This window comes from Agarivorans sp. Toyoura001 (assembly GCF_005405585.1).
Lineage (GTDB): Bacteria > Pseudomonadota > Gammaproteobacteria > Enterobacterales > Celerinatantimonadaceae > Agarivorans.
Map to the genome: position 1 here is coordinate 50,678 of NZ_BJEQ01000007.1, position 23,217 is coordinate 73,894.

Annotated in this window: 22 protein-coding genes; 19 read left to right on the forward strand and 3 right to left on the reverse strand. The window is 45.4% G+C overall.

Features of this window, described 5'->3' with window-relative positions:
- Positions 1–101: 101 nt before the first annotated feature.
- From FFR00_RS10450 to FFR00_RS10475, 6 genes are all read left to right on the forward strand, one after another.
- Complete coding sequence (locus FFR00_RS10450) at positions 102–2,183, forward strand: glycoside hydrolase family 52 protein (RefSeq protein WP_137673344.1); 2,082 nt, start codon at positions 102–104, stop codon at positions 2,181–2,183.
- Positions 2,184–2,293: 110 nt separating this feature from the next.
- Entirely contained in the window at positions 2,294–3,400 is a 1,107-nt protein-coding gene (locus tag FFR00_RS10455) for a helix-turn-helix domain-containing protein (protein WP_137673345.1), read from the forward strand.
- 319 nt (positions 3,401–3,719) lie between these two features.
- A complete protein-coding gene (locus FFR00_RS10460) occupies positions 3,720–4,823 on the forward strand; it encodes an ABC transporter ATP-binding protein (RefSeq protein ID WP_137673346.1) in 1,104 nt (367 codons plus the stop codon).
- A gap of 86 nt (positions 4,824–4,909) precedes the next feature.
- The gene (locus FFR00_RS10465) at positions 4,910–6,169 is read left to right on the forward strand and encodes an extracellular solute-binding protein (protein WP_137673347.1); all 1,260 of its coding nucleotides are present in this window, start codon (positions 4,910–4,912) and stop codon (positions 6,167–6,169) included.
- A 54-nt stretch (positions 6,170–6,223) separates the two neighbouring features.
- Complete coding sequence (locus FFR00_RS10470; protein WP_137673348.1) at positions 6,224–7,216, forward strand: carbohydrate ABC transporter permease; 993 nt, start codon at positions 6,224–6,226, stop codon at positions 7,214–7,216.
- Positions 7,217–7,225: 9 nt separating this feature from the next.
- Positions 7,226–8,056, forward strand: a complete 831-nt coding sequence (locus tag FFR00_RS10475) for a carbohydrate ABC transporter permease (protein ID WP_137673349.1) — start codon at positions 7,226–7,228, stop codon at positions 8,054–8,056.
- Between the two features lie 64 nt (positions 8,057–8,120).
- Here FFR00_RS10475 and FFR00_RS10480 read toward each other — a convergent pair whose 3' ends face one another.
- On the reverse strand, positions 8,121–8,360 hold the full coding sequence (locus tag FFR00_RS10480) for a GlsB/YeaQ/YmgE family stress response membrane protein (RefSeq protein ID WP_137673350.1): 240 nt from the start codon (positions 8,358–8,360) through the stop codon (positions 8,121–8,123).
- Positions 8,361–8,542: 182 nt separating this feature from the next.
- On the opposite strand from FFR00_RS10480, the gene FFR00_RS10485 reads away from it, so the two are divergent.
- Together FFR00_RS10485 and FFR00_RS10490 are read left to right on the forward strand one after the other, a co-directional pair.
- Entirely contained in the window at positions 8,543–9,151 is a 609-nt protein-coding gene (locus FFR00_RS10485; RefSeq protein WP_137673351.1) for a GNAT family N-acetyltransferase, read from the forward strand.
- 15 nt (positions 9,152–9,166) lie between these two features.
- Positions 9,167–9,790: a DUF1349 domain-containing protein gene (locus tag FFR00_RS10490; RefSeq protein ID WP_137673352.1), complete on the forward strand. Its 624-nt coding sequence runs from the start codon at positions 9,167–9,169 to the stop codon at positions 9,788–9,790.
- Between the two features lie 2 nt (positions 9,791–9,792).
- Here the strand turns inward: FFR00_RS10490 and FFR00_RS10495 are convergent, their stop codons facing one another.
- Complete coding sequence (locus tag FFR00_RS10495; RefSeq protein ID WP_161985146.1) at positions 9,793–10,806, reverse strand: LacI family DNA-binding transcriptional regulator; 1,014 nt, start codon at positions 10,804–10,806, stop codon at positions 9,793–9,795.
- Positions 10,807–11,054: 248 nt separating this feature from the next.
- On the opposite strand from FFR00_RS10495, the gene FFR00_RS10500 reads away from it, so the two are divergent.
- The 5 genes from FFR00_RS10500 (at position 11,055) to FFR00_RS10520 (ending at position 15,596) form a co-directional block, all read left to right on the forward strand.
- The gene (locus FFR00_RS10500) at positions 11,055–12,401 is read left to right on the forward strand and encodes a class II 3-deoxy-7-phosphoheptulonate synthase (protein WP_137673354.1); all 1,347 of its coding nucleotides are present in this window, start codon (positions 11,055–11,057) and stop codon (positions 12,399–12,401) included.
- 165 nt (positions 12,402–12,566) lie between these two features.
- Positions 12,567–13,385, forward strand: a complete 819-nt coding sequence (locus FFR00_RS10505) for a hypothetical protein (RefSeq protein WP_137673355.1) — start codon at positions 12,567–12,569, stop codon at positions 13,383–13,385.
- A gap of 145 nt (positions 13,386–13,530) precedes the next feature.
- Positions 13,531–14,424 carry a DMT family transporter gene (locus FFR00_RS10510; protein WP_137673356.1) on the forward strand — a complete coding sequence of 298 codons (894 nt, stop codon included), beginning with the start codon at positions 13,531–13,533 and terminating at the stop codon, positions 14,422–14,424.
- Between the two features lie 78 nt (positions 14,425–14,502).
- Positions 14,503–15,036: a hypothetical protein gene (locus FFR00_RS10515; protein ID WP_137673357.1), complete on the forward strand. Its 534-nt coding sequence runs from the start codon at positions 14,503–14,505 to the stop codon at positions 15,034–15,036.
- Positions 15,037–15,050: 14 nt separating this feature from the next.
- Positions 15,051–15,596 (forward strand): DUF2301 domain-containing membrane protein, encoded by a 546-nt coding sequence (locus FFR00_RS10520; protein WP_137673358.1) that lies wholly within the window; start codon positions 15,051–15,053, stop codon positions 15,594–15,596.
- On the opposite strand, the gene FFR00_RS10525 is transcribed toward FFR00_RS10520, so the two are convergent.
- Positions 15,593–16,204 (reverse strand): LysE/ArgO family amino acid transporter, encoded by a 612-nt coding sequence (locus tag FFR00_RS10525; protein ID WP_137673359.1) that lies wholly within the window; start codon positions 16,202–16,204, stop codon positions 15,593–15,595. The two genes, FFR00_RS10520 and FFR00_RS10525, sit on opposite strands and share 4 nt — an antisense overlap.
- A 92-nt stretch (positions 16,205–16,296) precedes the next feature.
- On the opposite strand from FFR00_RS10525, the gene FFR00_RS10530 reads away from it, so the two are divergent.
- From FFR00_RS10530 to FFR00_RS10555, 6 genes are all read left to right on the forward strand, one after another.
- Positions 16,297–17,199, forward strand: coding sequence for a LysR family transcriptional regulator ArgP (locus tag FFR00_RS10530; protein WP_137673360.1), 903 nt, complete (start codon positions 16,297–16,299; stop codon positions 17,197–17,199).
- Between the two features lie 35 nt (positions 17,200–17,234).
- Positions 17,235–18,380 carry a glycerate kinase gene (locus FFR00_RS10535; protein WP_137673361.1) on the forward strand — a complete coding sequence of 382 codons (1,146 nt, stop codon included), beginning with the start codon at positions 17,235–17,237 and terminating at the stop codon, positions 18,378–18,380.
- A gap of 50 nt (positions 18,381–18,430) precedes the next feature.
- Positions 18,431–20,416: a DNA topoisomerase III gene (locus FFR00_RS10540; protein ID WP_137673362.1), complete on the forward strand. Its 1,986-nt coding sequence runs from the start codon at positions 18,431–18,433 to the stop codon at positions 20,414–20,416.
- Positions 20,417–20,422: 6 nt separating this feature from the next.
- A complete protein-coding gene (locus FFR00_RS10545; protein WP_235836203.1) occupies positions 20,423–21,247 on the forward strand; it encodes a pentapeptide repeat-containing protein in 825 nt (274 codons plus the stop codon).
- Positions 21,248–21,624: 377 nt separating this feature from the next.
- The gene (locus FFR00_RS10550) at positions 21,625–22,611 is read left to right on the forward strand and encodes a TRAP transporter substrate-binding protein (RefSeq protein WP_137673363.1); all 987 of its coding nucleotides are present in this window, start codon (positions 21,625–21,627) and stop codon (positions 22,609–22,611) included.
- A gap of 71 nt (positions 22,612–22,682) precedes the next feature.
- Complete coding sequence (locus FFR00_RS10555; protein WP_137673364.1) at positions 22,683–23,201, forward strand: TRAP transporter small permease; 519 nt, start codon at positions 22,683–22,685, stop codon at positions 23,199–23,201.
- Positions 23,202–23,217: the final 16 nt, after the last annotated feature.

The window sequence follows — 23,217 nt, forward strand, 5'->3', positions numbered from 1 at the left end:
TTGCTTGGGTAGATTAACACTGGTGAAAGCGCTTACACTTATTCGCAAGTTGTAGCGCTAACCGTTATTACCATCGCGTTTGTTATTCCTTAGGAGTTGTTATGGAACAAAATCAGCAGTTTTTTCATGCTCACCACTCACCCATGGGGGCGTTAGCCAGCTTTACTGTCGGCGAGTCTGGCGAGCATGGAGGAATGGGTCTGGAGTTAGGTGCTCCTTTTGCAGGTAACATATTTGTTGGTTATCAAGATGGCGAAGGTGTGGTTAATTCGTTTCCATTTTACAAGGGTGCAAACGACCAAAGCGAACGCTATGTACAAAAAGACGACACCTCTAGCCTTAGCGAGCGAGTGTTTGAAAATGTTGAGCGTGATTACCAATGGGCCAGCGATACATTCTCAGCGCCTGGCATTAGTTTTAACGTTCTCAGCCCATTTTTTGAGATCCCCGATCCGGCATTAGCGCAACATCAAAAGCTCAAGCAAGCCAGCTGTCCTGCGGTATATGTTGAATTAAGTTTTGACAATACTAGCAACCAAGATTGGACCGGTTTTTTTGCCTTACAGGGCGATGATTTACGCTGGAATAAGCTGCTAGACGGCGACAGTAACGGGATGCTTGGGGTCACTTGCAGAGACAATATTGGCTTGGCTACCACGTGCAAATCTGCCACAGCATTTAGCCATTTTTCTGTACAAAGTGCGCTGAGTAAAATCGGCAATAACGACTGTTTCATGCTCGGTCCAACAGCCGGTTTTATGGTGGACGTGAAAGCTGGTGAAAAGGTAACGCTACGTTTAGCCTTAGGCTTCTACTTAGGTGGGAATGCAACGTTTAACCGTGCGATGCAATATTACTATACGCAGCATTTTATTGGGCTAAACGATGTGCTTAGCTATGCCTTAGGCCATTTTGATGAATATGCCGCGATTGCAAAACAAGCTGATAAAGAATTGCAAGCCAGTGCTTTGAATGCCCATCAGCAATATCTTCTAGCACATGCTACACGCAGTTATTATGGTTCGACCCAATGGTTGTTTGACGGCACAGAGTCGGTCTGGGTGGTTAACGAAGGCGAGTATTTGATGATGAATACGCTCGACCTTACCGTAGATATGTTGTTCTTTGAATTAACGAAAAACCCATGGACAGTTAAAAACACACTGAAGCAGTTCTTAAGTCATTACAGCTTTTACGATGAGGTTTTTGACCCTGAAAACCCCGGAGTAAATTACCCTGGTGGTTTGTCATTTACTCATGACATGGGGGTATCAAACAATTGGAGCCCTAAGGGAGAAAGCTCCTACGAAGTGGCGGGTTTAGATCGAGAATGTTTTAGTCACATGACTTACGAACAGCTCACTAACTGGGTATTGTGTTGTGGTGTTTATATTAGCAAAACCGCAGATAAGGCCTTTGCTATTGAGCAGCGTGGCACCTTGATTGATTGCTTGCAGTCACTGTTAAACCGCGATAACCCAAACCCAGAGTTACGCGACGGCATTATGGGTTTTGAATCAACGCGAACTCAGCAGGGTGGGGAAATTACCACCTATGATTCTCTCGATCATAGCTTAGGCCAAGCTCGCGGAAATATTTATTTGGCGGGTAAAAGTTGGGCTGCTTATTTGGCGATTGCCAAAGTACTACAAGATTTAGGGGAAACCGAACAGGTTAAGCTCGCGTTAGACGCCGCTAAGCGTTGCGCCGATAAGTTAAGTGCTAGTTTTGATAAAGAATTAGGGTATATCCCGGCGGTGCTAGATGGCCACTCAACCAGCGCGATTATTCCGGCCATTGAGGCCTTGGTGTATCCTTATGAGATGGGCTTGAGTGAGGCCGTGTCTGAGCAAGGCCCTTACGGTGAGTACATTAAAGTACTAAAGGCGCATCTAGAGTATGTATTAAACCAAGGGTTCTGCTTGTATCCTGACGGGGCTTGGAAACTATCGTCTACGGCTGACAATTCATGGGTAAGTAAAATTTACTTAAACCAATATGTGGCGCGTAAAATTTTAAAAATAGAGCAGGCCAACAGCGTTGAAGCCGATGCGGCGCATGTACGTTGGCAAACGATTGGCGCAAGCAAACACGCTTGCTGTGATCAGTTCAGCTCAGGTAAGCCTATTGGCAGTTTGTACTACCCGCGCTGTGTGACCAATATCTTATGGTTAGACGAATAATCGACACATCACCACTAATTCTTGGCTTAGCGCTAGCCGCTGAGTCAAGAAAAGGGTACTAATATTGTTATACCAGTGCTAGCGGCTGTTAGTGATTAAAAGGAGCCTCAATGATGCGCGACGGCAACGCAGTATTACTGCTACTGGATGTTAAACATCCTTACGATCGAGAAATACTAAAAGGAATTACCCAAAATATCAGCCCCTTATCGCGCTGGATGCAGCCGGAGGTAATGACCATTGCTGAAGCGAATCTGGTTAACTTAGAGCGCTTTTGTGGAGTGATCGCTGATTTTGATAAACCTGGTGTGGCGGCGTTCTGTGAAAACCTTTCACTGCCCTTAGTGGCTATTTCTGGTTCACGCTTAAACCTTCCTTCGCAAACCCATTTAGCGCGAGTAAGCCCTGATAGCCAAGGGATTGTAGAGTTAATAGTGCAGTCTTTTTTAGCCAAAGGCATTCGTCGCGTGGCATTTTTTAGCGGGGTGCCTACTTTTACCGCTCCGTGGGTGAAAGAACGCAAAATCGCCTTAGCGAAAATAGCCCTTCAATACCGCCTCGAGCTGGTGGAGTTAAGCGTTCCTGACTTAACTCGGCCTGAATCACGAGTAGGGGTGGTTGCTGCCTCAGACACTCAAGCGCGGCAATTTGCTAGCTTGTGTCATGATCAAGGGATTAGCGTGCCTAATGATTACACGCTGATTGGCATTGATGCAGACCCTACAGAAAGCGCTTTATCGCCTATCTCTCTATGCTCCGCGGTGTTACCTATCCAACAAATTGGTGAACAAGCTGTGGCGGTGCTAAAAGAGCAAATTGACGGCCTTGCTGCACGAGAGGTATTGGTGCCCGCTACCGAGATCGTCAGTGGTGATTCTGCCGACGAAGCGGTGCCTGCTGACCCTCTTATCACCAAAGCTTTATTCTTTCTAAACAGTAATTTTCACCGAAGAATTAAAGTTGAGCAGGTTGTTGACTACTGTGCGGTATCTCGCAAAACCCTTGAAACACGTTTCAAGCAGGTTCTTGGCAAAACAGTACACCAACAATTGCACCAAGTTCGTATGGAATTCGCTAAGCAACAGCTCACCTCTACCAGCTCTCCGGTTGATGCCATCGCCGATGCGGCTGGGTTCTCTAATCAACACTATTTATATTATTTGTTTCGGCAGGAGATGGAGATGACGCCGAATCAATATAGACAAAAGTTTGCCTAAATCGGCCATGACGCAGTTTTTCACACTGTGAAACCCCTATCATTTACAAATAATTGAGTTTTTGATGGCGGCCTTTTGCTGTCTAAACAGTGGTTTTAGCCGGGAAATATTACGTTTTATAGTTTAATAATTGCTAATTGTCATGATAGTGGCTTTTTTTATGACAGGCCTCAAATCTTAACCTTTATTCGTTTGAAGACCTTTTCAGGCTTAGCTAAAGTTTAACCCAAGAAAGCGCTTACACAGAGTTTCAAATAAACTGAATTTGTCGACTCTCTTTAAGGCCTCTCCACATTTAATCTTATGGAAATGAAACATCATGGCAGCAGTTACATTTAACAATTTGAAAAAACGCTTTGGTAAAACTGAAGTCGTTAAAAGCTTCGACTTGCACATTAATGATGGCGAGTTTGTTGTGCTACTTGGTCCTTCTGGTTGTGGCAAATCAACAACGCTAAGAATGCTGGCTGGCTTGGAAGATATTTCGGATGGCGAAATTTTCATCGCTGATGAGCTAGTGAATGACTTACACCCGATGGAACGTAACATCGCCATGGTGTTCCAAAGCTACGCTTTATACCCGCACATGAGTGTGGAGCAAAACATTGCCTTCGGTCTTAAAATGACTGGCGTAGCAAAAGACGAGATCGTTAAGCGCGTGAAATACGCAGCCGATATGTTAGAGCTAACCCCATTACTTGATCGCAAACCTAAAGAGTTATCAGGTGGTCAGCGTCAACGTGTGGCAATGGGCCGCGCAATGGTACGTACTCCTGAAGTATTCTTATTCGATGAGCCGCTATCTAACCTTGACGCCAAACTACGTGGCTCAATGCGCGCTGAAATCAAAACTCTGCACGACAAATTAGGCACCACCACCTTATACGTAACCCACGACCAAGTTGAGGCAATGACTTTAGCTGACCGTATCGTGATTCTTAAAGATGGTTACATTGAGCAAGTAGGCACGCCAAAAGAAATCTTTGAAGAGCCAGCCAACAAATTTGTTGCATCGTTCATTGGCGCGCCTGAAATGAACATGATTCCTGCAACCATTAAGAAAACTGGCACTATTTCTAGCTTGGTGTTTTCTGACCAGCACATCGACTTACCAGCGGTGTATGCAGAAGATGACTTGCTATGCACTTTGGGTATTCGCCCAAGTGACCTGTATCTACATCAACGTTCTATTGAATCAGAAACCATTGGTAGCGTGAAAGCAGATGTTATCGGCGTCGAGCTTCTTGGTTCTACCTACCACGTACAGTGTGAACTGGATGGTGCTCGTTTTATTGCAGAAGTTGCAATTGCTGATGATGTGAATGCGGATATAGACGATAAAGTGGAGTTGTTCTTCGATATTTCGCGGATCCACTTGTTTAACAATGAAACCGGAAAGGCAATTTTGCCACAAATGAACTAGTTACTCCCAGCGCTTGTAAAAGCGTCGGCGCACTAGCCAATTGCGACACTGAATAATAATAAAATTCATGTACTTAGGAGAATAGGATGTTTAACAAAAAGAAACTTGGAACAGTAGCGTTAGCCCTCGGCACTACGCTGGCGTTAACCGCAACGTCAGCATGGGCGAAAACTACCCTAACAGTAGCTTCATTCCCTAGCTTTGACCTTGCTGTACAGTCGGCTATTCCACTTTATAAAAAGATTAATCCAGATGTAGAAATTAAGCTCGTATCGTTAGCTTATGGTGATCACCATAATGCGATGACTACTGCGCTAGCAACTGGCGGTAACCTACCTGACGTAATGGGTATTGAATATGGTTACATTGGCCGCTTTGCATCATCTGGTGGCTTAGAAGATTTACGCGCTGCTCCATACAGTGCAGAGCAATATGAAAAACTATTTTCTAAATTTACTGTGCCACTAGCCACTGGTGGTAGCGGTACATTAGCAGCAATTCCAGCAGATATTGGCCCTGGTGCGTTGTTCTTCCGCGAAGATATCTTTACCAAAGCTGGCGTAACTGAAGAAGACCTTATTAAAGACTGGGATTCTTTTATTGCTGCGGGTAAAAAAATCAAAGAAACAACCGGTTCTTACCTTGTTGCCAGTGCTGTAGATATTAAAGACGTTGTGATTCGTAGTGGTCTTAAAGATGGCGAAGGTATCTACTTTGATGCAGAAGGCAACATCACGGTAAACAATGACCGTTTCAAAGAAGCGTTCCGTTTAGCAAAAGCTGTTCGTGAAGCCGGTATTGATGCACAAGTTGGTGCATGGAGCTCAGAGTGGACTGAAGGTTTACGTCGCGGCACTATCGCTTCACAAATGATGGGTGCTTGGTTAGGCGGTCACTTAGCTAACTGGATTGCTCCAGAGAGTAAAGGCCTATGGCGTTCAGCTGCTCTACCAGGCGGTACTTATGCAAGCTGGGGTGGTTCTTTCTACGCTATTCCTAAGAAAGCCAAAAACAAAGCTGAAGCATGGGAATTCATTAAGTTCATGACCATGGATAAAGAGATGCAAATTGCAGCTTTCCGTGATTTAGACGCTTTCCCAGCATTAGTTGAAGCGCAAAATGATGACTTCATAAACCAACCAATTCCTTACCTAGGTGGCCAAGTGGCTCGCGTAGAGTGGAAGAATTCTGCTGACCGCATTCCAGCAATGGATGTTCACAAGCATGATCCAGTTGCTGAACAAATCATTAATGATGCACTTGAAGGTGTATTAGAGCGTGATGAAAACATTGATGCAGCGTTAGCTGAAGCTGAAAAGCAAATCAAACGTCGCGCTAGACGTTAATTTTAATATCGAGGGAGCTCGCTCCCTCACTTTTTTTTTTGTCGGGAGTTAAAGATGTCTTCTGTAGAGTCTGCCGTAAGACCACCAGTAGCTAAAATTAAAAAGCGGACCCTAAAGCAGCGACTACATGCAAGTGGCTACAAATGGGCTCCTTACTTATTTATTAGCCCTTTCTTTGCAATATTTACAGTCTTTGGGTTGTTTCCGTTACTTTTCTCTTTATTTTTGTCGTTTCACTATTGGGAGCCAGCCGCGGGATTAAGTGCCATGGAGTGGGTAGGTATTGAAAACTACACATTCGCCTTAACCGATGATTGGTTTCAGACGTCCGTATACAATACATTGTGGCTTGCGTTAGCTGCGGGTATCCCCCAGCATGTAATAGCAATTCCTTTAGCTTATTTCTTACATACTAGTTTTAAACGCAGCCGTAACACGGTGATTGGCATGTACTTTATGCCATTTATTACCTCTACTGTTGCTATCTCTTTGGTATTTACAACCCTGTTCTCACGAGACTTTGGCATGATTAACATGCTATTTACCTCGGCGGGTAACTGGACCATTGGTGATATTCAACCTCTAGCTTGGTTATTCCCTACAGAAAATATTGATTGGAATCGACCTGAGTACACCAAAACCATGATTGCTTTTGTTGTGTTCTGGCGCTTCGTTGGCTGGAATACCGTTCTGTATCTTTCTGCGATGCAAACCATTCCTAAAGATTTGTATGAAGCGGCCACGGTGGATGGCGCTAAACGTTGGCAGCAATTTTGGTACATCACGGTACCTATGCTTAAGCCAATGATGTTCTTCGCGGTAACCTTAACCATTATTGGTAACCTGCAATTGTTTGAAGAACCGTTCATTATTACTGGTGGTACTGGTGGTCTTGAGCAAGCGGGTAAAACAGCCGCAATGCATATGTACATTACCGCGTTTGTTGAGGGTGACTTTGGTACTGCATCAGCTATCTCTTGGATTCTGTTTGCGCTGATTGCCTTCCTTACCTGGGGTAACAACAAATTACTCGGTGAGAAGAAGTAGGAGTAAATTATGAATAAACTAACTAAGAGTCATTTAATCGCTTATTTCATTGTAGGTATGGGTTCCATCATTATGTTGGCGCCGTTCTACTTCATGTTTATATTTGCTTCGCATACCAACTCATCGATTTTGTCGGTGCCGCCACCAATGTGGTTCGGTGGAGAATTTATTAATAACGTTGGCATTCTGTTAGATGCACTGCCGTACTTTTGGCACAACATTGGTTTAAGTTTTTATGTAGCGTTGATTACTACAATACTTAACTTGTTCTTCTGTTCATTAGCGGGTTATGCATTTGCCTTGTTTGAGTTTAAAGGCCGCAACGTAATGTTCATATTAATTATGGGCACCATGTTGTTACCACCTTTCTTGGGCATGATTCCAACTGCATTAATTATGTCTAAGCTAGAATGGATGAACCAACCACGAGCGCTATATATTCCTATGGCCTGTGGGGCAATGGGTATCTTTATGATGCGCCAGTTCATCTCTAGTGCGATTCCAAAAGAGCTGATTGAAGCAGCACGTATGGATGGCTGTAATGAGTTTGCTATCTACTGGCGTGTAGTTGTGCCATTAATTACACCTGCTTTTGGTACGCTTGGTTTGATTACCTTTATTGGCCAGTGGAACAACTTCATGGGCCCATTAGTGGTAATGAATGACATGAAGATGTTTACCGTGCCGCTAGCTCTTCGAGCATTGCAAGGTACCGGCCAGGTTCCTTGGGGCGCAATTTGTGCTGGTGCTGCGATTGCGGTAGTACCTCTGATGATCTTGTTCGTAATGACTTCTCGTAAGTTGATTGACGGCCTAACGGCAGGTGCTGTTAAAGGTTAAACAAGAACTTATTAGATTAAAAAAGCCAGCTTATTAGCTGGCTTTTTTGCGTTTGTCATTTAGCTCACTTTTTTACAATGCTAACGATGTAGAGCAAAATTACCGCGCCCACAACGGCAGTGATAAGCGACCCCAACATACTGGTGCTTCCAAAACCAAGCAAACCAAAAACAAAGCCGCCCACTACCGAGCCAACAATGCCCACCACAATGTTGCCTAACACGCCAAAGCCGCCGCCTTTCATAATATTGCCAGCAAGCCAACCTGCCACCGCACCAATAAGTAACCAAATAATAATGCCCATAATTTTTCCTTTTTAGTATGAAACCCTAATTGTGTGAATGCTTTTAAGCTCTGAGTCGTTATTGGCTAAGTGTAGTAAACGAAATGAACTTCATAGCTTAATGATTAGCCATTTTTTCGCTTTCTATTCATTCTGTTGCGTATTAATCTGCCTATTGAAATAACGATGAGTGAGAGTAATGGATGACTAGGCAGCCCTATTTAATTGAATCAGAATTAAGCGCCGGAAATGTGCTGTTGCAGCCCTTGCAGTTAAGCCATAGAGCAGCGCTATTAGCCGCCGAAGCCGATGGGCGCTTAAGTCAGTTGTGGTACACCAGCGTTCCCAATGCAGACTCTATTGATGCTTACTTTGACAGTGCTTTACAAGATAAGCAGCAAGGTGTGGCGCTGCCGTTTGTTGTAATAGATAAACCCAGCGGCAACGTTATTGGTGCAACTCGCTATTGCCATGCCGATGTTGTTAACCGCCGTTTAGAGATTGGTTATACCTGGTATGCAAAAAGCTATCAGCGCTCTTCAGTAAATACCCAATGCAAATTGCTATTGCTGAGTTACGCTTTTGAGCAACTCAGTTCTATTGCTGTGGAATTTAGAACCCATTGGCACAATCATGCTTCACGCGCAGCCATCGCCCGTTTAGGCGCTAAACAGGATGGGGTTTTACGCAATCATAGTCTTGATGCTCAAGGTAACTATCGCGATACAGTGGTGTTTTCGATTACTAATCAAGAATGGCCCACGGTGAAACATGCTTTGTTGCATAAGCTGGCCAGCTACGCAGGTAATTAACAGGGAGAGGTAGTGATGAAAGAATTTTCACAGGCTAAGTGGCTCAACCCACCTAAGCAATATGTATTAGACGACCATCAGTTACGCCTGACCACCGATCCGCATACCGATTTTTGGCAGCGCTCGTACTATGGTTTTCGCAACGACAATGCACCGGCTTTACTCTTAAGCTATCAAGACAACTTTAGCGTTAGTGTGAAGGTGAGTTTTGACTATCAGAAGCAGTTTGACCAAGCGGGAGTGATTATTTATCTCGACAGCGAAAACTGGTTTAAGGCATCCATTGAATTTGAAACAGCAGCATTGTCACGCTTGGGTTCAGTCGTGACTAACTTGGGTTATTCGGATTGGGCAACAACTGATATTAGTACACCGCAACATATTTGGTATCGCTTAAGCCGACGAGGGCCCGATTTCTTGATTGAGTATTCGCAAGACGGTGAAGCGTATCAGCAAATGCGGGTTTTTCATCTTCACCAACTTGGTGAAACAGCAAGTGTGCAAACCGATCCTCCAGCTGCTGCCAAACAGGCCGTTAAGCTAGGGCTATATGCTTGCAGCCCCAGCGATTCATCGTTTACTGCTTGTTTTGAACAACTCACCATCGCGCCTTGCAGGTGGCGTTCACACCCTCATTAATACTAGGTTTTGACTGGGCCAGAGCTTTGTCGTTTAACCAGCTTGGTGGTGAGTAAAACGCGGGATTCAGATTGTTGTTCACTGTTCATTTTTTGCATTAGTAAAGTGACCGCGGTTTCCCCTAGCTCATGACAATTTTGGTCGATAGTGGTGAGTGGTGGGTTGTAAAACTCGCTGTCGTCGTGGTTATCAAACCCCACTACCGAAACATCTTGTGGCACGTTAATGTTGCGCTCATTGAGTGCTCGCAGCACGCCTAAGCACATCTCATCATTGGCCACCAATATGGCAGTAAAGTCCGTTTCAGCATCTAACAGCTCTAAGGTAGCTTGGTAGCCACTGCGGGCGTTCCAGTTGCCGTCCATTCGATTCACCGGCGTAATGTTGACTTTGGACAAGCTTTCTAACCAACCTGACTCGCGCCAATGCGCTACACAGGTGTTAGCGGCACCATTAATCAGTGCAATATTACGATGCCCTAGGTCGATAAGGTGCTGAGCGGCTAAGCTGGCGCCGCCCACTTGGTCATGAGATACCTGCAAAGCATCGTTGTTTTTATCAAAGTCGATGAATACACAAGGGGGCAAATTTTCACGCTCTTGGATTAGCTTAATGGTGGCGTGAGTGATTGAGGTATTAATAATTAAGCCGTCAACTTGCTGACCAAGTAACTCATCAATAGCTTTGTTACAAGAATCTTGATCCAACTCGTTCATCATTGAAATGGATAAACTGAAACCTTGCTTTAACGCTTCGCGGCGGATCCCATCAGCGATTTTAGCAATGGCGTGTAGAGAAATGTTTATTGATACAAATCCCAAGGTGAGTGACTGCCTTCTCGCCAATTGTTGAGCCATGCGGTTAGGTAAGTAACCTGCGTCAGCAATTGCTTGCTGGACCTTAATTCGCGTTTTTTCAGCAACCTTCGGCGATTTTCTAACCACTCTTGCTACCGTTTGGTGAGAGACTCCGGCGGTTTTGGCTACGTCTTTTAAGGTCACTGATGATTGTTTCATAGGTTTCATAGGGTTAATTAGCTTGTTGATCATAGTAGCAAAATGGCTGCGTTACCCCTAAGGGAAGCCCATTACATTAGTATAAAAATGTGAATTTATTCAGTTACTTTTTTTTGTTGGGATTTATGTTTTATTGTTGCTATTAAGTGATAAATAATTAGGTAGGTAGAAAAAAACTACAATTAGCGCTTTTCATGTGCTCTAGAATGCCTATTATGGGGGTTTTAGAGCACTCTCGGGAACGCAACATGACGCAATGGACACCCTCAAGCTGGAGAGACAAACCAGTAAAACAATTACCTACTTACCCTGATCAAGAAAAGCTTCAACAAACCGAGAAGTATTTGGCTGATCAGCCACCGCTAGTTTTTGCTGGTGAAGCGCGCGCTTTACGTGAAGACTTAGCCAAAGTAGCCAAGGGTGAAGCCTTTTTACTGCAAGGTGGTGATTGCGCCGAGAGTTTTGACGAATTCCGTACTAGCCATATTCGCGATACGTTTAAAGCATTAATGCAAATGGCGGTAGTACTAACCTTTGGTGGTCAGAAGCCGGTGGTTAAAATTGGCCGTATTGCTGGTCAATTTGCTAAACCTCGTAGCGAAGACATGGAAACGATTAACGGCGAAAGCTGGCCGTCGTACCGCGGTGACATTATCAATGCCATCGACTTTAACGAGAAAAGCCGCGTGCCAGATCCGCAGCGTATGGTAGATGCTTACAACCAATCTACTTCAACGCTAAACTTGCTACGTGCATTTGCCCAAGGTGGCTTGGCTGATTTAAACCAAGTGCACAAATGGAACTTAGACTTCATTAAGAAAAGCCCATTAGGCGAGCGTTATGAAGCGCTAGCGGGTAGCATTGAAGAGTCACTGGCCTTTATGAGCGCTTGTGGCATTAACCCAGCTACCGCACCACAACTTCGCGAAACTAACTTATACACTTCACACGAAGCCTTGTTACTGCCGTATGAGCAAGCTCTTACTCGCTGTGACAGCCTAACGGGCAAGTGGTATGACTGTTCTGCTCACATGTTGTGGATTGGTGACCGTACTCGCCAAATCGACCACGCTCACATCGAGTTTTTACGTGGCGTAGAAAACGCTATTGGCTTGAAAGCCGGCCCAACTACCGATCCAGAAGAGTTGTTGCGCATTATCGACATCATTAACCCTAACAACGAAGCGGGTCGTTTGAACCTTATCGTTCGTATGGGCGCTGATAAAGTGGCTGATCACCTACCTAACCTAATTAAAGCGGTAGAGCGTGAAGGTAAAAACGTAGTGTGGAGTTCAGACCCTATGCACGGCAATACCATTAAAGCGCCTAACGGTTACAAAACACGTCGCGTAGATGATGTATTGCGTGAAGTGCAGCAGTTCTTCCAGATCCATAAATCTGAAGGGACCTATGCGGGTGGTGTTCACTTTGAAATGACTGGTCGTAACGTGACAGAATGTGTTGGTGGTGCTTTCCAAATCACTGAGCATGATCTGGCTCAGCGTTACCATACTTACTGTGATCCACGCCTAAACGCTGACCAAGCTTTAGAATTAGCGTTCCTGATTGCAGACCATATCAAGGCAGCACGTTAAGACTTAGCACCTGTGATTAAGCCGCCTGTGGGCGGTTTTTTTGTGGCCTTTTTTTGACAGTTTTAATCGATAAAGTCGAAAAAACTGATGTAACTAGACGGCTTGCTTGCTGGCCTGCATAGCACTCCATAAATTGTCGCTTTTTGATTATTTAAGAGCGGCTCTATGTCTTTAATCTCTCCTATCTTTAATGCAAGTTTACTGCTTAGTGCGCTATCTGTAAGTGCGCTAAGTATTGCCGATTCTAAGCCTCATTCTCCGGCGGAAGGCACCGAGCAAGAGCTACAAGACATGTCGGATCCGCTAGCGGTTTATACCCAAGCGGGTGTAGGTGTTACTAACAAAGGCTTAAACCTAAAAGTGGGGCAAACCTACGATACGGGTAATGCGAATACCATGGCGATGAACATCATCGAAGTAAAAGGCTTTGCGGGTGAAGCCTTAGGTTGGGATGGAAGCAGCCAGCGCGATGACTCCGTTGATTCCATTCGATTTCGTAATTTCGGTGTAGATCTAAGTAATGGTCGTGGTTCGCAGTTAGACGTAAGTTACGATATCGGCAATGAGATGGGCAGCGCGTCTTATTCATTCATTCAGGCCTTGCCTAAATTTGGCCCTGTGCAGTTTTATCCTTTAGCTGGTGCTGGTGTAGCCTTTGCTAATAACTATGCCGAAGGCACTGCAGACCACGCTGCTGGATACTCGGTACCGGGTACCTTTGCTTTAGTGGGTACCTACTCAAAAATTACCATTACCGATAAAATATGGCTTAACTACAACCCAATGTGGATGAGCAGTCTTTCCGGTTCAGACTTTTACAAAGACAATGCCTTTGGTATGGGCAATAGTGATGTATTCGCTCATGAATTCGCTGCGTCTTACCAAATTAACGCGCGTGCCAATATCCGTTACTTTGCGAATTGGACCGAGTATTCAAACTTTCAAGATGGTGATCATCGAGTAGAGTTTAACTACCAGTTTTAGGCTTGGCCATTAAGTATTAGTTAGCCAAACCAACAATGAATTAGCCGCGGTCACGCGGCTTTTTTATGGCTGAGCAAATATCGGGTCGCTTGTTGTTTAGCTTTGATGCACACTGCTCAAATAAGTAGGATTAAGGACGTACAAAATGGATTTAGCCAGTGTAATTAGGTTGTTACTGCTATCGGCAATATGGGGCAGCTCGTTTTTGTTTATGCGTATCGCCGCGCCTGTATTAGGCCCCGGTATCCTGATTGAGCTTCGGGTAGGCTTTGCAGCTTTGTTTTTAATGCTGGTGGGCTTCGCCATTAAAAAGCAGCTCAAGTGGCGCGAACACTGGCGTCATTACATGATATTGGGCTTGTTTAATTCTGCCTTACCGTTCTTGTTATTGGCTTATGCTGCGCAAACCTTATCGGCGTCTTTACTCTCTATTCTCAATGCCACCGCGCCTATTTGGGGGGCGATTATTTCCGCGCTTTGGTTGCGCCAAGCCATGCCGTTTAAAAAGGTATTAGGTTTGGTGGTGGGTATCGCGGGGGTAGCGATATTGGTTGGAGTAGATAGCGCTGCACTAAGCCTTGATGCCAAGGTGGCCATTAGTGCCTCTATTGGTGCTGCGGTGTGTTACGGCATTGCCAGCACTTATGCGCATTCAGCTAAATCCGTTGAGCCTTTTGCTAATGCCCACGGGGGCATGTGGGCATCCACCCTGTTAGTTGCGCCAGCCATGCTATTTTTCCCCATTGTAGAGGCACCCTCGGCTAACTTAATGCTGTCGGTGGTGTTTTTGGGCGTGGTATGCAGTGGTGTAGCGTATTTACTGTATTACCGATTAATTAGTGATGTGGGGGCTTCCTCTGCACTCACCGTTACTTTTTTGATTCCGGTGTTTGGTATTCTTTGGGGCAGCGTATTCTTAAATGAAGCAGTGTCTTGGAATACCTTGTTAGGCACCTCGGTGATATTGGTGGGTACCGCTTTAGTTACCGGCTTCTCTCCTCGCACCGTGTTTGCCGCAAGACAACAAACCAGTCGTTAGGCTTTGCATCAATAAACAAGCACTTAACTAGCCAAACAGCCAAGCGCTAGCCATACTTAAGTTTTTCTGGGAGGGCTTATGCGCTGGCGTTTTACTCGCACTCAAGTTTTGGTATCGATAGGCTTGCTGTTCAATATTGTGGCAGCGCTAATGACCAACTTTTACATCGACAGTGTGAGCCAAGATGCTCATCAATTAGTGCAACAGCAGCAAGCAAACGACAACCTAATCAAACAAACCTGGCTGCAGATAGAGTCTTTAGAGCGCAAGCGTGAGTTAATTTTGGCTTTAGTGAGTAATGAAGCACAAACCTCTCAGCCCATCCCGCAAACCGTGCAACAACTGCTGGCTAAAGATCTTAAATATTGGTTAGAAATGGGCGAAGTGCCTAGTATCAATTTGAGTAATTTGGCGGCTTTAGATCGTTTAGTCTCAAAGGTGCAAAATCAATTACGCGAGCGCATAGATAATTGGTACTTGCAGAACATCGATTTAATGGGCGCTTATACCGACCAGATGGGCACTATTTCTAGCCTGCGAAATCTCGCCCTGTTTTTACAAATGATCGGCTTAGCGCTAATTCTAGCCCGAGATTTAAGCCGCCCCGAGTAGTTAAGGACAGACCATTGGCAAATACTGAACACCAAGAACAGCTCGATCTTATCGATACTATTAGCGTGCTATGTTACCGCGTAGGTTGGTTAACGCTAAGCTTTAGCTTTGCATGTGCCTGTTACCACAGTATTGCTGATGGTGTGGTTTGGCAGCCGCTATGGTTGCTTGCAGCAGCCAGTGCATTACTGGCGCACAATCTTCACTTATATAACAAAGCCATTCGTTATCTGGTCCAAAGCGCTGCGTGGAGTGCAGTGTGGCTTAGCATGGCTTATTACTTGTGGCATTGGCCAATCTTAGACATGTTCGCCTTAGCCGGCTTTTATCTGGTTTTTGCCGCAGTAGCCTTTAAAGAGAGTTTTTGTTTTAACTTGGGTTCACTGCGTTGGCTAGGCGCGGTATTAGCCGTGGACTTCTTAATAAACCTAAGCCCTTGGCCAAACCTGCGTAGTATAAGCTTGCTGATTATCGCAGCTGTATGCCTTTATATTGCTGTTCAAAAATGCCGTCAGCCACTGCATTACGATATTGGTAAAAAGGCCAATTATCAGCTCTAAGCAAACACAAACTTGAGTAAATAAATGGCTAAACCAAACATCATGACGCCAATTAAACTGTCGATAATTTGTTGAGCGCGAGGTTTAGCTAACCACGGTGCTAGCTTGGCTCCCATCAAGGCTAAACCAAAAAACCACAGGAACGAGGCACTAATTCCGCCAGCCACAAACATTGGCCTTTGCTCAACACTAATATTGGCGGCAAACCCACCTAAAATCACAATGGTATCGATGTAGACATGTGGATTTAAGAAGGTAAATGCACAACAAGCCAAGATAATGGCTTTAAGCTCATGTTTAGCTTCGCCCTGTTCTAAGCTGCTTTCACCTCGCCAAGCCCGCTGTAAACACTGAAAGCCATACATCATCATAAAGCCTGAGCCTAAAATACTAATGGTGTATAACAACCAAGGATAAGCGCTAAATAACTTGGCTCCGCCCCAAACACCGATGCACATAAAAAACACATCGGCCAATGAACATAGGCTAGCGACTAACAAATGATGACGACGACGAATGCCTTGGTTAAGCACAAAGGCGTTTTGCATGCCAATGGGCATAATTAGCGTAGCCATTAAACTAAGGCCGGTAAAGTAGGTACTAAGCATAAAAAGCGTCGTTGGCGAAATAATGACAGGACTATACCCAGAGGATTTGCTTTAATATAGCTAATAAATTTAATACTAGATAAGTTTTGCTAATGAAGCTGGGTGATATTGATTACAAGTTATTGAAAGCCTTAGATGCAGTGCTTAGTGAGCAGAGTTTTGAGCGCGCCGCACAACGTTTACATCTTACTCAATCGGCCATCTCGCAGCGCATTAAGGCACTTGAAAGCCAACTGGGCCAGCCCTTGTTGATTCGCTCTCAGCCGCTTATGCCTACTGAGTTAGGCCAGCGCTTACTCGGCCACTATCAGCAAGTTCTGCAGTTAGAAACCGAGCTAGCCAGCCAACTCAATGTTGATGATACTCGCGCTCAAGCCTTGCCTTTAGCGGTGAATGCCGACAGTTTAGCGAGTTGGTTAATTCCGGCACTAAGCCCTACCTTGCAGCAGCAAAGGGTAGAGATGAACTTGTATGTAGAAGATGAGTCTCGTACTTGGCAGCGGATGCGTAGTGGAGAAGTATTAGCTTGTGTGACCAGCCGTGCTGCAGCGGTAGCGGGCAGCGAAAGCCATTTTTTGGGTTACATGGAATATTTGTGTGTTGCTACCCCCGAATTTGCCCAGCGATTTTTCCCCAAGGGAGTCAACAGAGAGAGTTTGAGCTTAGCGCCTGGCATGTCGTTTGATCAGCACGATGATATGCATATTCAGTTTTTGTTAGAACATTTTTCTTTAAGTCCAGGGCAGTATCCTTGCCACACAGTACGCTCTTCTGAAGCCTTTATGGAGCTGGCGTTAGCCAGTGGTGCCTATAGCCTTAACCCGCGTTTACATGTGGCCAAACACCTAACCAATGGCAGCCTATTAAACCTTACACCGGCCCTGCAAGTAAGGGTGCCGCTGTACTGGCATCATTGGCAATTAGCAGGTAAGTTAATGAAACAGTTAAGTGAGCAAATCTGCAGCTACACCAAAAGGTGTTTACCCCAGCACTAGCTAATAGCCTAAGACATTACTGAGAAGGACAGCCGATGAAAATTGTTATTGCGCCTGATTCATTTAAAGAGAGCCTAAGTGCCATGGAAGCGGCCGACATGATCGAACAAGGCTTCCAACAAATTTTCCCTGATGCTGAATATCTAAAGGTGCCCTTGGCCGATGGTGGTGAAGGTACTGTGCAAGCCATGGTTGATGCGACCAAGGGGCAAATTATGCCGGTACTAGTGGCAGGTCCAAGGGGGAATCAGGTAGAAGCGTTTTTTGGCATTCTTGGTGACAAGCAAACCGCTGTTATTGAAATGGCCGCTGCCTCGGGTTTATATTTGGTTGAACCTGCACTGCGCGACCCACGAAAAACCTCAAGTTATGGTACTGGCGAGTTAATTAGTGCTGCTTTAGATGCCGGTGCTAGCAAGCTGATTATTGGCTTAGGCGGTAGCGCGACCAATGATGCTGGAGTAGGCATGTTGCAAGCACTGGGGGCGCAGTTTTACGATAAGTTTAATAAACCACTAAAACGCGGTGGCGGTGAGCTGATTGATTTGGAGTCGATTGATATTTCAGGCTTAGATCCGCGCTTAGCTGAAGTAGAGATTGAAGTTGCTTGTGATGTTGATAACCCCTTATGTGGAGAACATGGCGCAAGTGCTATATTTGGTCCACAAAAAGGTGCCACACCAGAGATGATCCGTCAGCTTGATGCTGCCCTTGGCCGCTTTGCGGCTGTGGTATTTAGCCAATTTGGCATCGATATTATGCATGCCGCGGGTAGCGGCGCGGCGGGTGGTTTAGGCGCTGCTTTGCTAGCGTTTATGCAGGCCGATTTGCGCCCTGGGGTGCAAATTGTTACCGAAGCGGTAGATTTAGCCAATAGTGTTGAAGGTGCTGATTTGCTCATCACAGGTGAAGGGCGCATCGATAGTCAAACCATTGCCGGTAAAACCCCCTATGGCGCAGCGCAAATTGCGATGCAGTTTGATGTACCGGTGATTGCGTTAGCGGGGGCGATGTTACCTGGTTACGAAGTAGTGCATGAACATGGCATAGATGTGGTGTTCTCGGTGGTGCCAGGGCCTTGCGATTTAGCCCATGCTCTAGTTGAAGCTGAGCAAAACCTGTTTGTGAGTGCGCGTAACGTAGCGGCAACCCTCAAACTTAGCCAACAAATATTTAGCTAATAATAAAAATCGGCTACAATGCTGTATAAAATCACAGGTGTTGTAGCCCATTGCGTCTCTATATTGCTGAAAAACCAAGCCTTGCACGCGCCATTGCTGCCGTGTTGCCAAAGCCTCAACAAAAACAAAATGGTTATATTCAGTTAGCCAATGGTGACTGTGTAACTTGGTGCATAGGTCATTTGCTGGAACAAGCCGAGCCTGAGCATTACGACAGCCGTTTTAAACAATGGCGTTTCGAACACCTGCCCATATTGCCCGAACAGTGGCAATGGAAAGCTAAATCTAAAACCGCCTCTCAGTTAAAAGTGATTAAGAGCTTAATCAAACAAGCAAATAGTTTGGTGCACGCAGGGGATCCCGACAGAGAAGGGCAACTGCTGGTGGATTTGGTGATTGACCATTGCAAAGCTAAAGTGGCACTAAAGCAACAATGTCAGCGAGTGTTACTCAGTGATTTAAACCCTGCTGCGGTATCTCGGGCTTTAACGCAATTAAAGTCTAATCAAGAATTTAGCGCTTTATCTACCTCAGCACTGGCACGCTCCAGAGCCGATTGGTTATACGGAATTAATCTTACTCGCGCTTACACCTTAAAAGGCCAACAGCAAGGGTATTCAGGCGTACTATCGGTAGGGCGTGTGCAAACCCCTATCTTGGGTTTAGTGGTGCGCAGGGATCAAGAGATTGCCGAATTTGTTAGTCGCCCTTATTTTCAGGTTGAGGCTAAATTGCAAACCGAGCAAGGGGAAATGTTTAGTGCTATGTGGCAACCTAGCGACGCCTGCGAAGCCTATCAAGATGAAGAAGGCCGGGTGCTGAGTCGGCCTTTAGCCGAGCATGTTGCGAAACGAATTACCCAGCAAAGTGCCGAAGTTAGCGCCTTAAAGCAGCAAGACAAACAACAAGCTCCCCCTTTACCGTATAACCTGTCTAGCCTGCAAATTGACGCAGCTAAACGTTTTGCTTATAGCGCTAAACAGGTGCTGGATATTTGCCAAGCCTTGTACGAGCGGCATACCTTAATTACCTACCCGCGTTCCGACAGCCGCTATCTTCCTAAGCAGCACCATGCTGACGCGCCCAAGGTGTTGGCGGCGATTCAAGGTAATAGCCAAGAGCTTGCTAAGGCCGTTAGTGAGGCTGATGTCAGTAAGCGCAGTAAAGCGTGGAATGATGCCAAGGTAGATGCTCACCACGCCATTATTCCTACCGAAAAGCATTACGCGGTGGCTAAGTTAGGCGAAGCAGAGCGCCGCGTATATGAGTTAATCGCCCGCCAATACATTGTTCAGTTTTACCCACATTATCTTTATGCCCACACCGAAGCCAAAATAATCATTCAAGATGGCCTGTTTAAAGCTACTGCCAACCAAATCAAACAACTTGGTTGGAAGACTTTGTTTCCGCAAAAGAAAGGCAGTGAAGAAAGTGAAAAAACCTTACCACCACTTGCTAAGAGCCAGCCTTTGCATTGCCTAGAGGGCATAGTGCTTGATAAGCACACTCAACCGCCTAAGGCCTTTACCGACGCAACGTTACTGGCGGCCATGACCGGCATTGCGAGGTTTGTGCAAGATAAGGAACTAAAAGCAGTGTTAAAAGAAACCGATGGTTTAGGCACTGAAGCCACGCGAGCGGGTATTATTGAGTTGCTATTCAAACGTGGGTTTTTACTGCGACAAGCCAAACAGATCCATGCTAGCGACAGCGGGAAAGCCTTGGTGAATGCTTTGCCTACCATGTGTACTTGGCCAGACATGACCGCGCATTGGGAAACCCAGTTAAATGCCATTAGCCAGAAAAACCAAAGTTACCAAGGTTTTATGCAAGGCATGCAAGGACAGTTAAATCAGTTAGTTGAGCAAAGTGCCAGTGTAAACGCCCAAGCCTTTGCTGGGTTGGCGCAACCTCAAACTAAACGGCGCTTTCGTAAAGGAAAAGCTAATACTAAAAGTGGTGGTTCGGCCTATAAGGCCAAAGGTGCTAACAAGGCTAAACCAGCACCTCGAGGGCGAAAAGCCGCTGCGAGCTAGGAGCTAATGATGATAGAAGATGATCGGCAAAACATCGACCAAGCGGGTACGAATAAGATAGCCGCCGCAGAGTTAACTCCAGAAATGTTACTGGAAGTTAGCGACACTGACAGCATTATTGAGCAGCGTTATTTTACTGCGCTTGAATGGGCGATGGTAGACCAGCCTCATTTGCAGTTTAGGCGGTGCTTGTTTGTGGATTGTGATTTTAGCGAGGCGAACCTGAGTGAAGTAAGCTTTGAGCATTGCCAGCTATATCATTGCGATTTTAGCGGTGCAAACTTAAGTGATAGCCAATTTACTCATTGCAGCTTGTACGACCGTAAGCGCCAACGAGGCTGCGATTTTAGCACCGCCAACCTCAACCAAGCGGTGTTTAAAGGCTGCGATATCTCCACTGCCAACTTTAGCCGCGCTGAGTTATTTGATGTCACTATTGAGAATTGCCATGCTCAGGGCTGTCGTTTTGAATACGCTGACTTTTCAAAGGTAGTGAGCCGAAAAGTGGTGTTTAGTTCTGCCCATTTGGTAGACAGCAACTTCAGTTTGAGTGACTTTGAAGGGGTGAATTTAGCCAAGTGTAATTTGTCGGGCTGTAACCTTAGCGAAGCTGTGCTAAGCCGAGTAAACCTAGAAGGAGCCAACTTAAGCAATACGCAGTTCTCCCCTAGTGCTTATCAAGGTTTGCAGTTGTTTCAAGCGGATTTACGTAACGCAGATATTGCGGGTATCGATATTCGTCACTTGGACTTTTCTGGGGTTAAGATTTTTGATTGGCAAATGGCAGCGCTGATGGAAAACTTAGGTTTTGTGGTATTTGCTGACAACTAGTCAAAAGGCTTGGCTCTGAAAGACCAGCCTTTGCCCACATATTCATATATTTCATGTCCTTAGCTGATATTCTTTAAGCTCTATTGCTTAACATTAAATTGTTAGCATGCCGATGACTTTGTGTTGCTTAGCTCATAAAGTAACCGTAATCTGCGCTCTGGCTCTTATTTCTTACCTTTGCCTGCTACTCCTTTAGTCTATTTGATGCTTCTGTTGCATTTATTTTATAAATAATCTCAGCAAAACTTGCCTAAAAATCGATCATTAGCAATATTGTATTACCAAAATTGATTTGCTAATCAATTTGAGCTGCTCGCTCAGCTGTTCCGATGTTTGGATTGCGCGTGCGTACATAATGGACAAAAGGGAGAATGGACATGAAACAGCTTAATAAAGCGGCTTTATCAGTGAGTTCGCTAGCCTTAGCGTTGGGCCTTTGTTTAGGGGCGCAAGCCACCGAATGGAAGGGTTGGAACATTCACAAAGCGGGCTACCCGAATACAGTTGGCATGGACAAGTTTGCCGAGTTGGTGGAGCAGAAGTCAAACGGCGACTTTACCATTAAGATGTACCATGCAGGGGTATTAGGGAATCAACCTGATGCGATTGAACAAGTGCGCATTGGCGGCTTAGAAATTGGTAATTTTAGCTTGGGCCCGATTGGTCCTATTGTTAAAGAAGCTAATGTATTGTCGCTGCCGTTTGTGTTTGATGACGTGGCGCATATGCATACCGCAATGGACGGCGAAGTTGGCGACAAAATCAATATGGCTATGGAGCAAAAAGGCCTCATTAGTTTGGCTTGGTATGACGCTGGAGCTCGCTCGTTTTATAACTCTAAGAAACCCATTACCTCCCCCGCAGATTTAACCGGGATGAAAGTGCGAGTGATGAATAATGACCTGTACTCGGGCATGGTATCGGCTTTGGGCGGTAACCCATCGCCAATAGCTTATGCTGAGGTTTACCAATCATTGAAAACCGGTGTGGTAGATGGCGCTGAAAATGGTTGGCCAGAGTATGAGTCGATGGGCCATTTTGAAGTGGCTGGTTATTACTCCTTATCGCAGCATTTAATTATTCCTCAGTGTTTGTGTGTTAACGCCACTGCATTTCGTAACTTGCCAGAGGCTCAACAACAGTTGCTAAAAGAAGCGGCTCAAGAGTCGGCCAACGTGCAACGAGATTTGTGGGCGCAACGTGAAGCCTTTAGCCGTGACAAAGTGGTTAAAGCAGGCGTTAAGCTGAATGAAATCAGTGAAAAACAACCTTTCCAATTGGCTATGCAGCCGGTTTACGACAAGTATTTAGGCGAAAACCCAGAGCTTAAGCCTTTGGTTATGCTCATCAAAAATACCAAATAAAAGCAATCTCTCTATCGCCCTCGATATTCTATTGAGGGCGATGTTTTTGTTGAGTCGATGTAGAGGTATTTATGGTTCAGCCTCCTGAGCATTTCAAATTATCCAAATACGACCAATTTCTGGAGATCTTGAGTCGCATTAGCATGTGGATTGCAGGTGTTGCCTTAGTGGTGCTTACCGCTACTTTTGGTTGGTTGGTGTTTGGCCGCTACGTGCTTAACTCAACGCCTACTTGGGTAGAGCAGCTGTCTTTGCTGCTGGTGGTGTTAATTGCTTTTCTTGGCGCATCGGTAGGCATTCACAAGAATACCCATTTAGGTGTGTCGTTTTTTCGCGATAAAAGTCCGTTTTGGCTGCAGCAGATCTTTCAGCTTATTTCGCAGCTTTCTTTGGCCATTTTCGGCTGCGTAATGATGGTGAACAGTTATCAGCTCATGCAATTTAAATGGGGTTCAAACATCCCTTTGCTGGGGATCCCTGAAGGGGTGAGGGCGATTCCAATTATGCTCTGTGGCGGCTTGGTCTTGCTTTACTCCATTGGGCATTTAATTCACTTATTTCAACAGGTAAAAGCTGCCTTTAAACGCTAGCGGAAACACAAGGATT

Excerpts from the sequence above, each read along its gene's own strand:
- FFR00_RS10450 (WP_137673344.1), top strand. The coding sequence starts at position 102 with ATGGAACAAAATCAGCAGTTTTTTCATGCTCACCACTCACCCATGGGG.
- FFR00_RS10455 (WP_137673345.1), top strand. The coding sequence starts at position 2,294 with ATGATGCGCGACGGCAACGCAGTATTACTGCTACTGGATGTTAAACAT.
- FFR00_RS10460 (WP_137673346.1), top strand. The coding sequence starts at position 3,720 with ATGGCAGCAGTTACATTTAACAATTTGAAAAAACGCTTTGGTAAAACT.
- FFR00_RS10465 (WP_137673347.1), top strand. The coding sequence starts at position 4,910 with ATGTTTAACAAAAAGAAACTTGGAACAGTAGCGTTAGCCCTCGGCACT.
- FFR00_RS10470 (WP_137673348.1), top strand. The coding sequence starts at position 6,224 with ATGTCTTCTGTAGAGTCTGCCGTAAGACCACCAGTAGCTAAAATTAAA.
- FFR00_RS10475 (WP_137673349.1), top strand. The coding sequence starts at position 7,226 with ATGAATAAACTAACTAAGAGTCATTTAATCGCTTATTTCATTGTAGGT.
- FFR00_RS10480 (WP_137673350.1), bottom strand. The coding sequence starts at position 8,360 with ATGGGCATTATTATTTGGTTACTTATTGGTGCGGTGGCAGGTTGGCTT.
- FFR00_RS10485 (WP_137673351.1), top strand. The coding sequence starts at position 8,543 with ATGACTAGGCAGCCCTATTTAATTGAATCAGAATTAAGCGCCGGAAAT.
- FFR00_RS10490 (WP_137673352.1), top strand. The coding sequence starts at position 9,167 with ATGAAAGAATTTTCACAGGCTAAGTGGCTCAACCCACCTAAGCAATAT.
- FFR00_RS10495 (WP_161985146.1), bottom strand. The coding sequence starts at position 10,806 with ATGAAACAATCATCAGTGACCTTAAAAGACGTAGCCAAAACCGCCGGA.
- FFR00_RS10500 (WP_137673354.1), top strand. The coding sequence starts at position 11,055 with ATGACGCAATGGACACCCTCAAGCTGGAGAGACAAACCAGTAAAACAA.
- FFR00_RS10505 (WP_137673355.1), top strand. The coding sequence starts at position 12,567 with ATGTCTTTAATCTCTCCTATCTTTAATGCAAGTTTACTGCTTAGTGCG.
- FFR00_RS10510 (WP_137673356.1), top strand. The coding sequence starts at position 13,531 with ATGGATTTAGCCAGTGTAATTAGGTTGTTACTGCTATCGGCAATATGG.
- FFR00_RS10515 (WP_137673357.1), top strand. The coding sequence starts at position 14,503 with ATGCGCTGGCGTTTTACTCGCACTCAAGTTTTGGTATCGATAGGCTTG.
- FFR00_RS10525 (WP_137673359.1), bottom strand. The coding sequence starts at position 16,204 with ATGCTTAGTACCTACTTTACCGGCCTTAGTTTAATGGCTACGCTAATT.
- FFR00_RS10530 (WP_137673360.1), top strand. The coding sequence starts at position 16,297 with ATGAAGCTGGGTGATATTGATTACAAGTTATTGAAAGCCTTAGATGCA.
- FFR00_RS10535 (WP_137673361.1), top strand. The coding sequence starts at position 17,235 with ATGAAAATTGTTATTGCGCCTGATTCATTTAAAGAGAGCCTAAGTGCC.
- FFR00_RS10545 (WP_235836203.1), top strand. The coding sequence starts at position 20,423 with ATGATGATAGAAGATGATCGGCAAAACATCGACCAAGCGGGTACGAAT.
- FFR00_RS10550 (WP_137673363.1), top strand. The coding sequence starts at position 21,625 with ATGAAACAGCTTAATAAAGCGGCTTTATCAGTGAGTTCGCTAGCCTTA.
- FFR00_RS10555 (WP_137673364.1), top strand. The coding sequence starts at position 22,683 with ATGGTTCAGCCTCCTGAGCATTTCAAATTATCCAAATACGACCAATTT.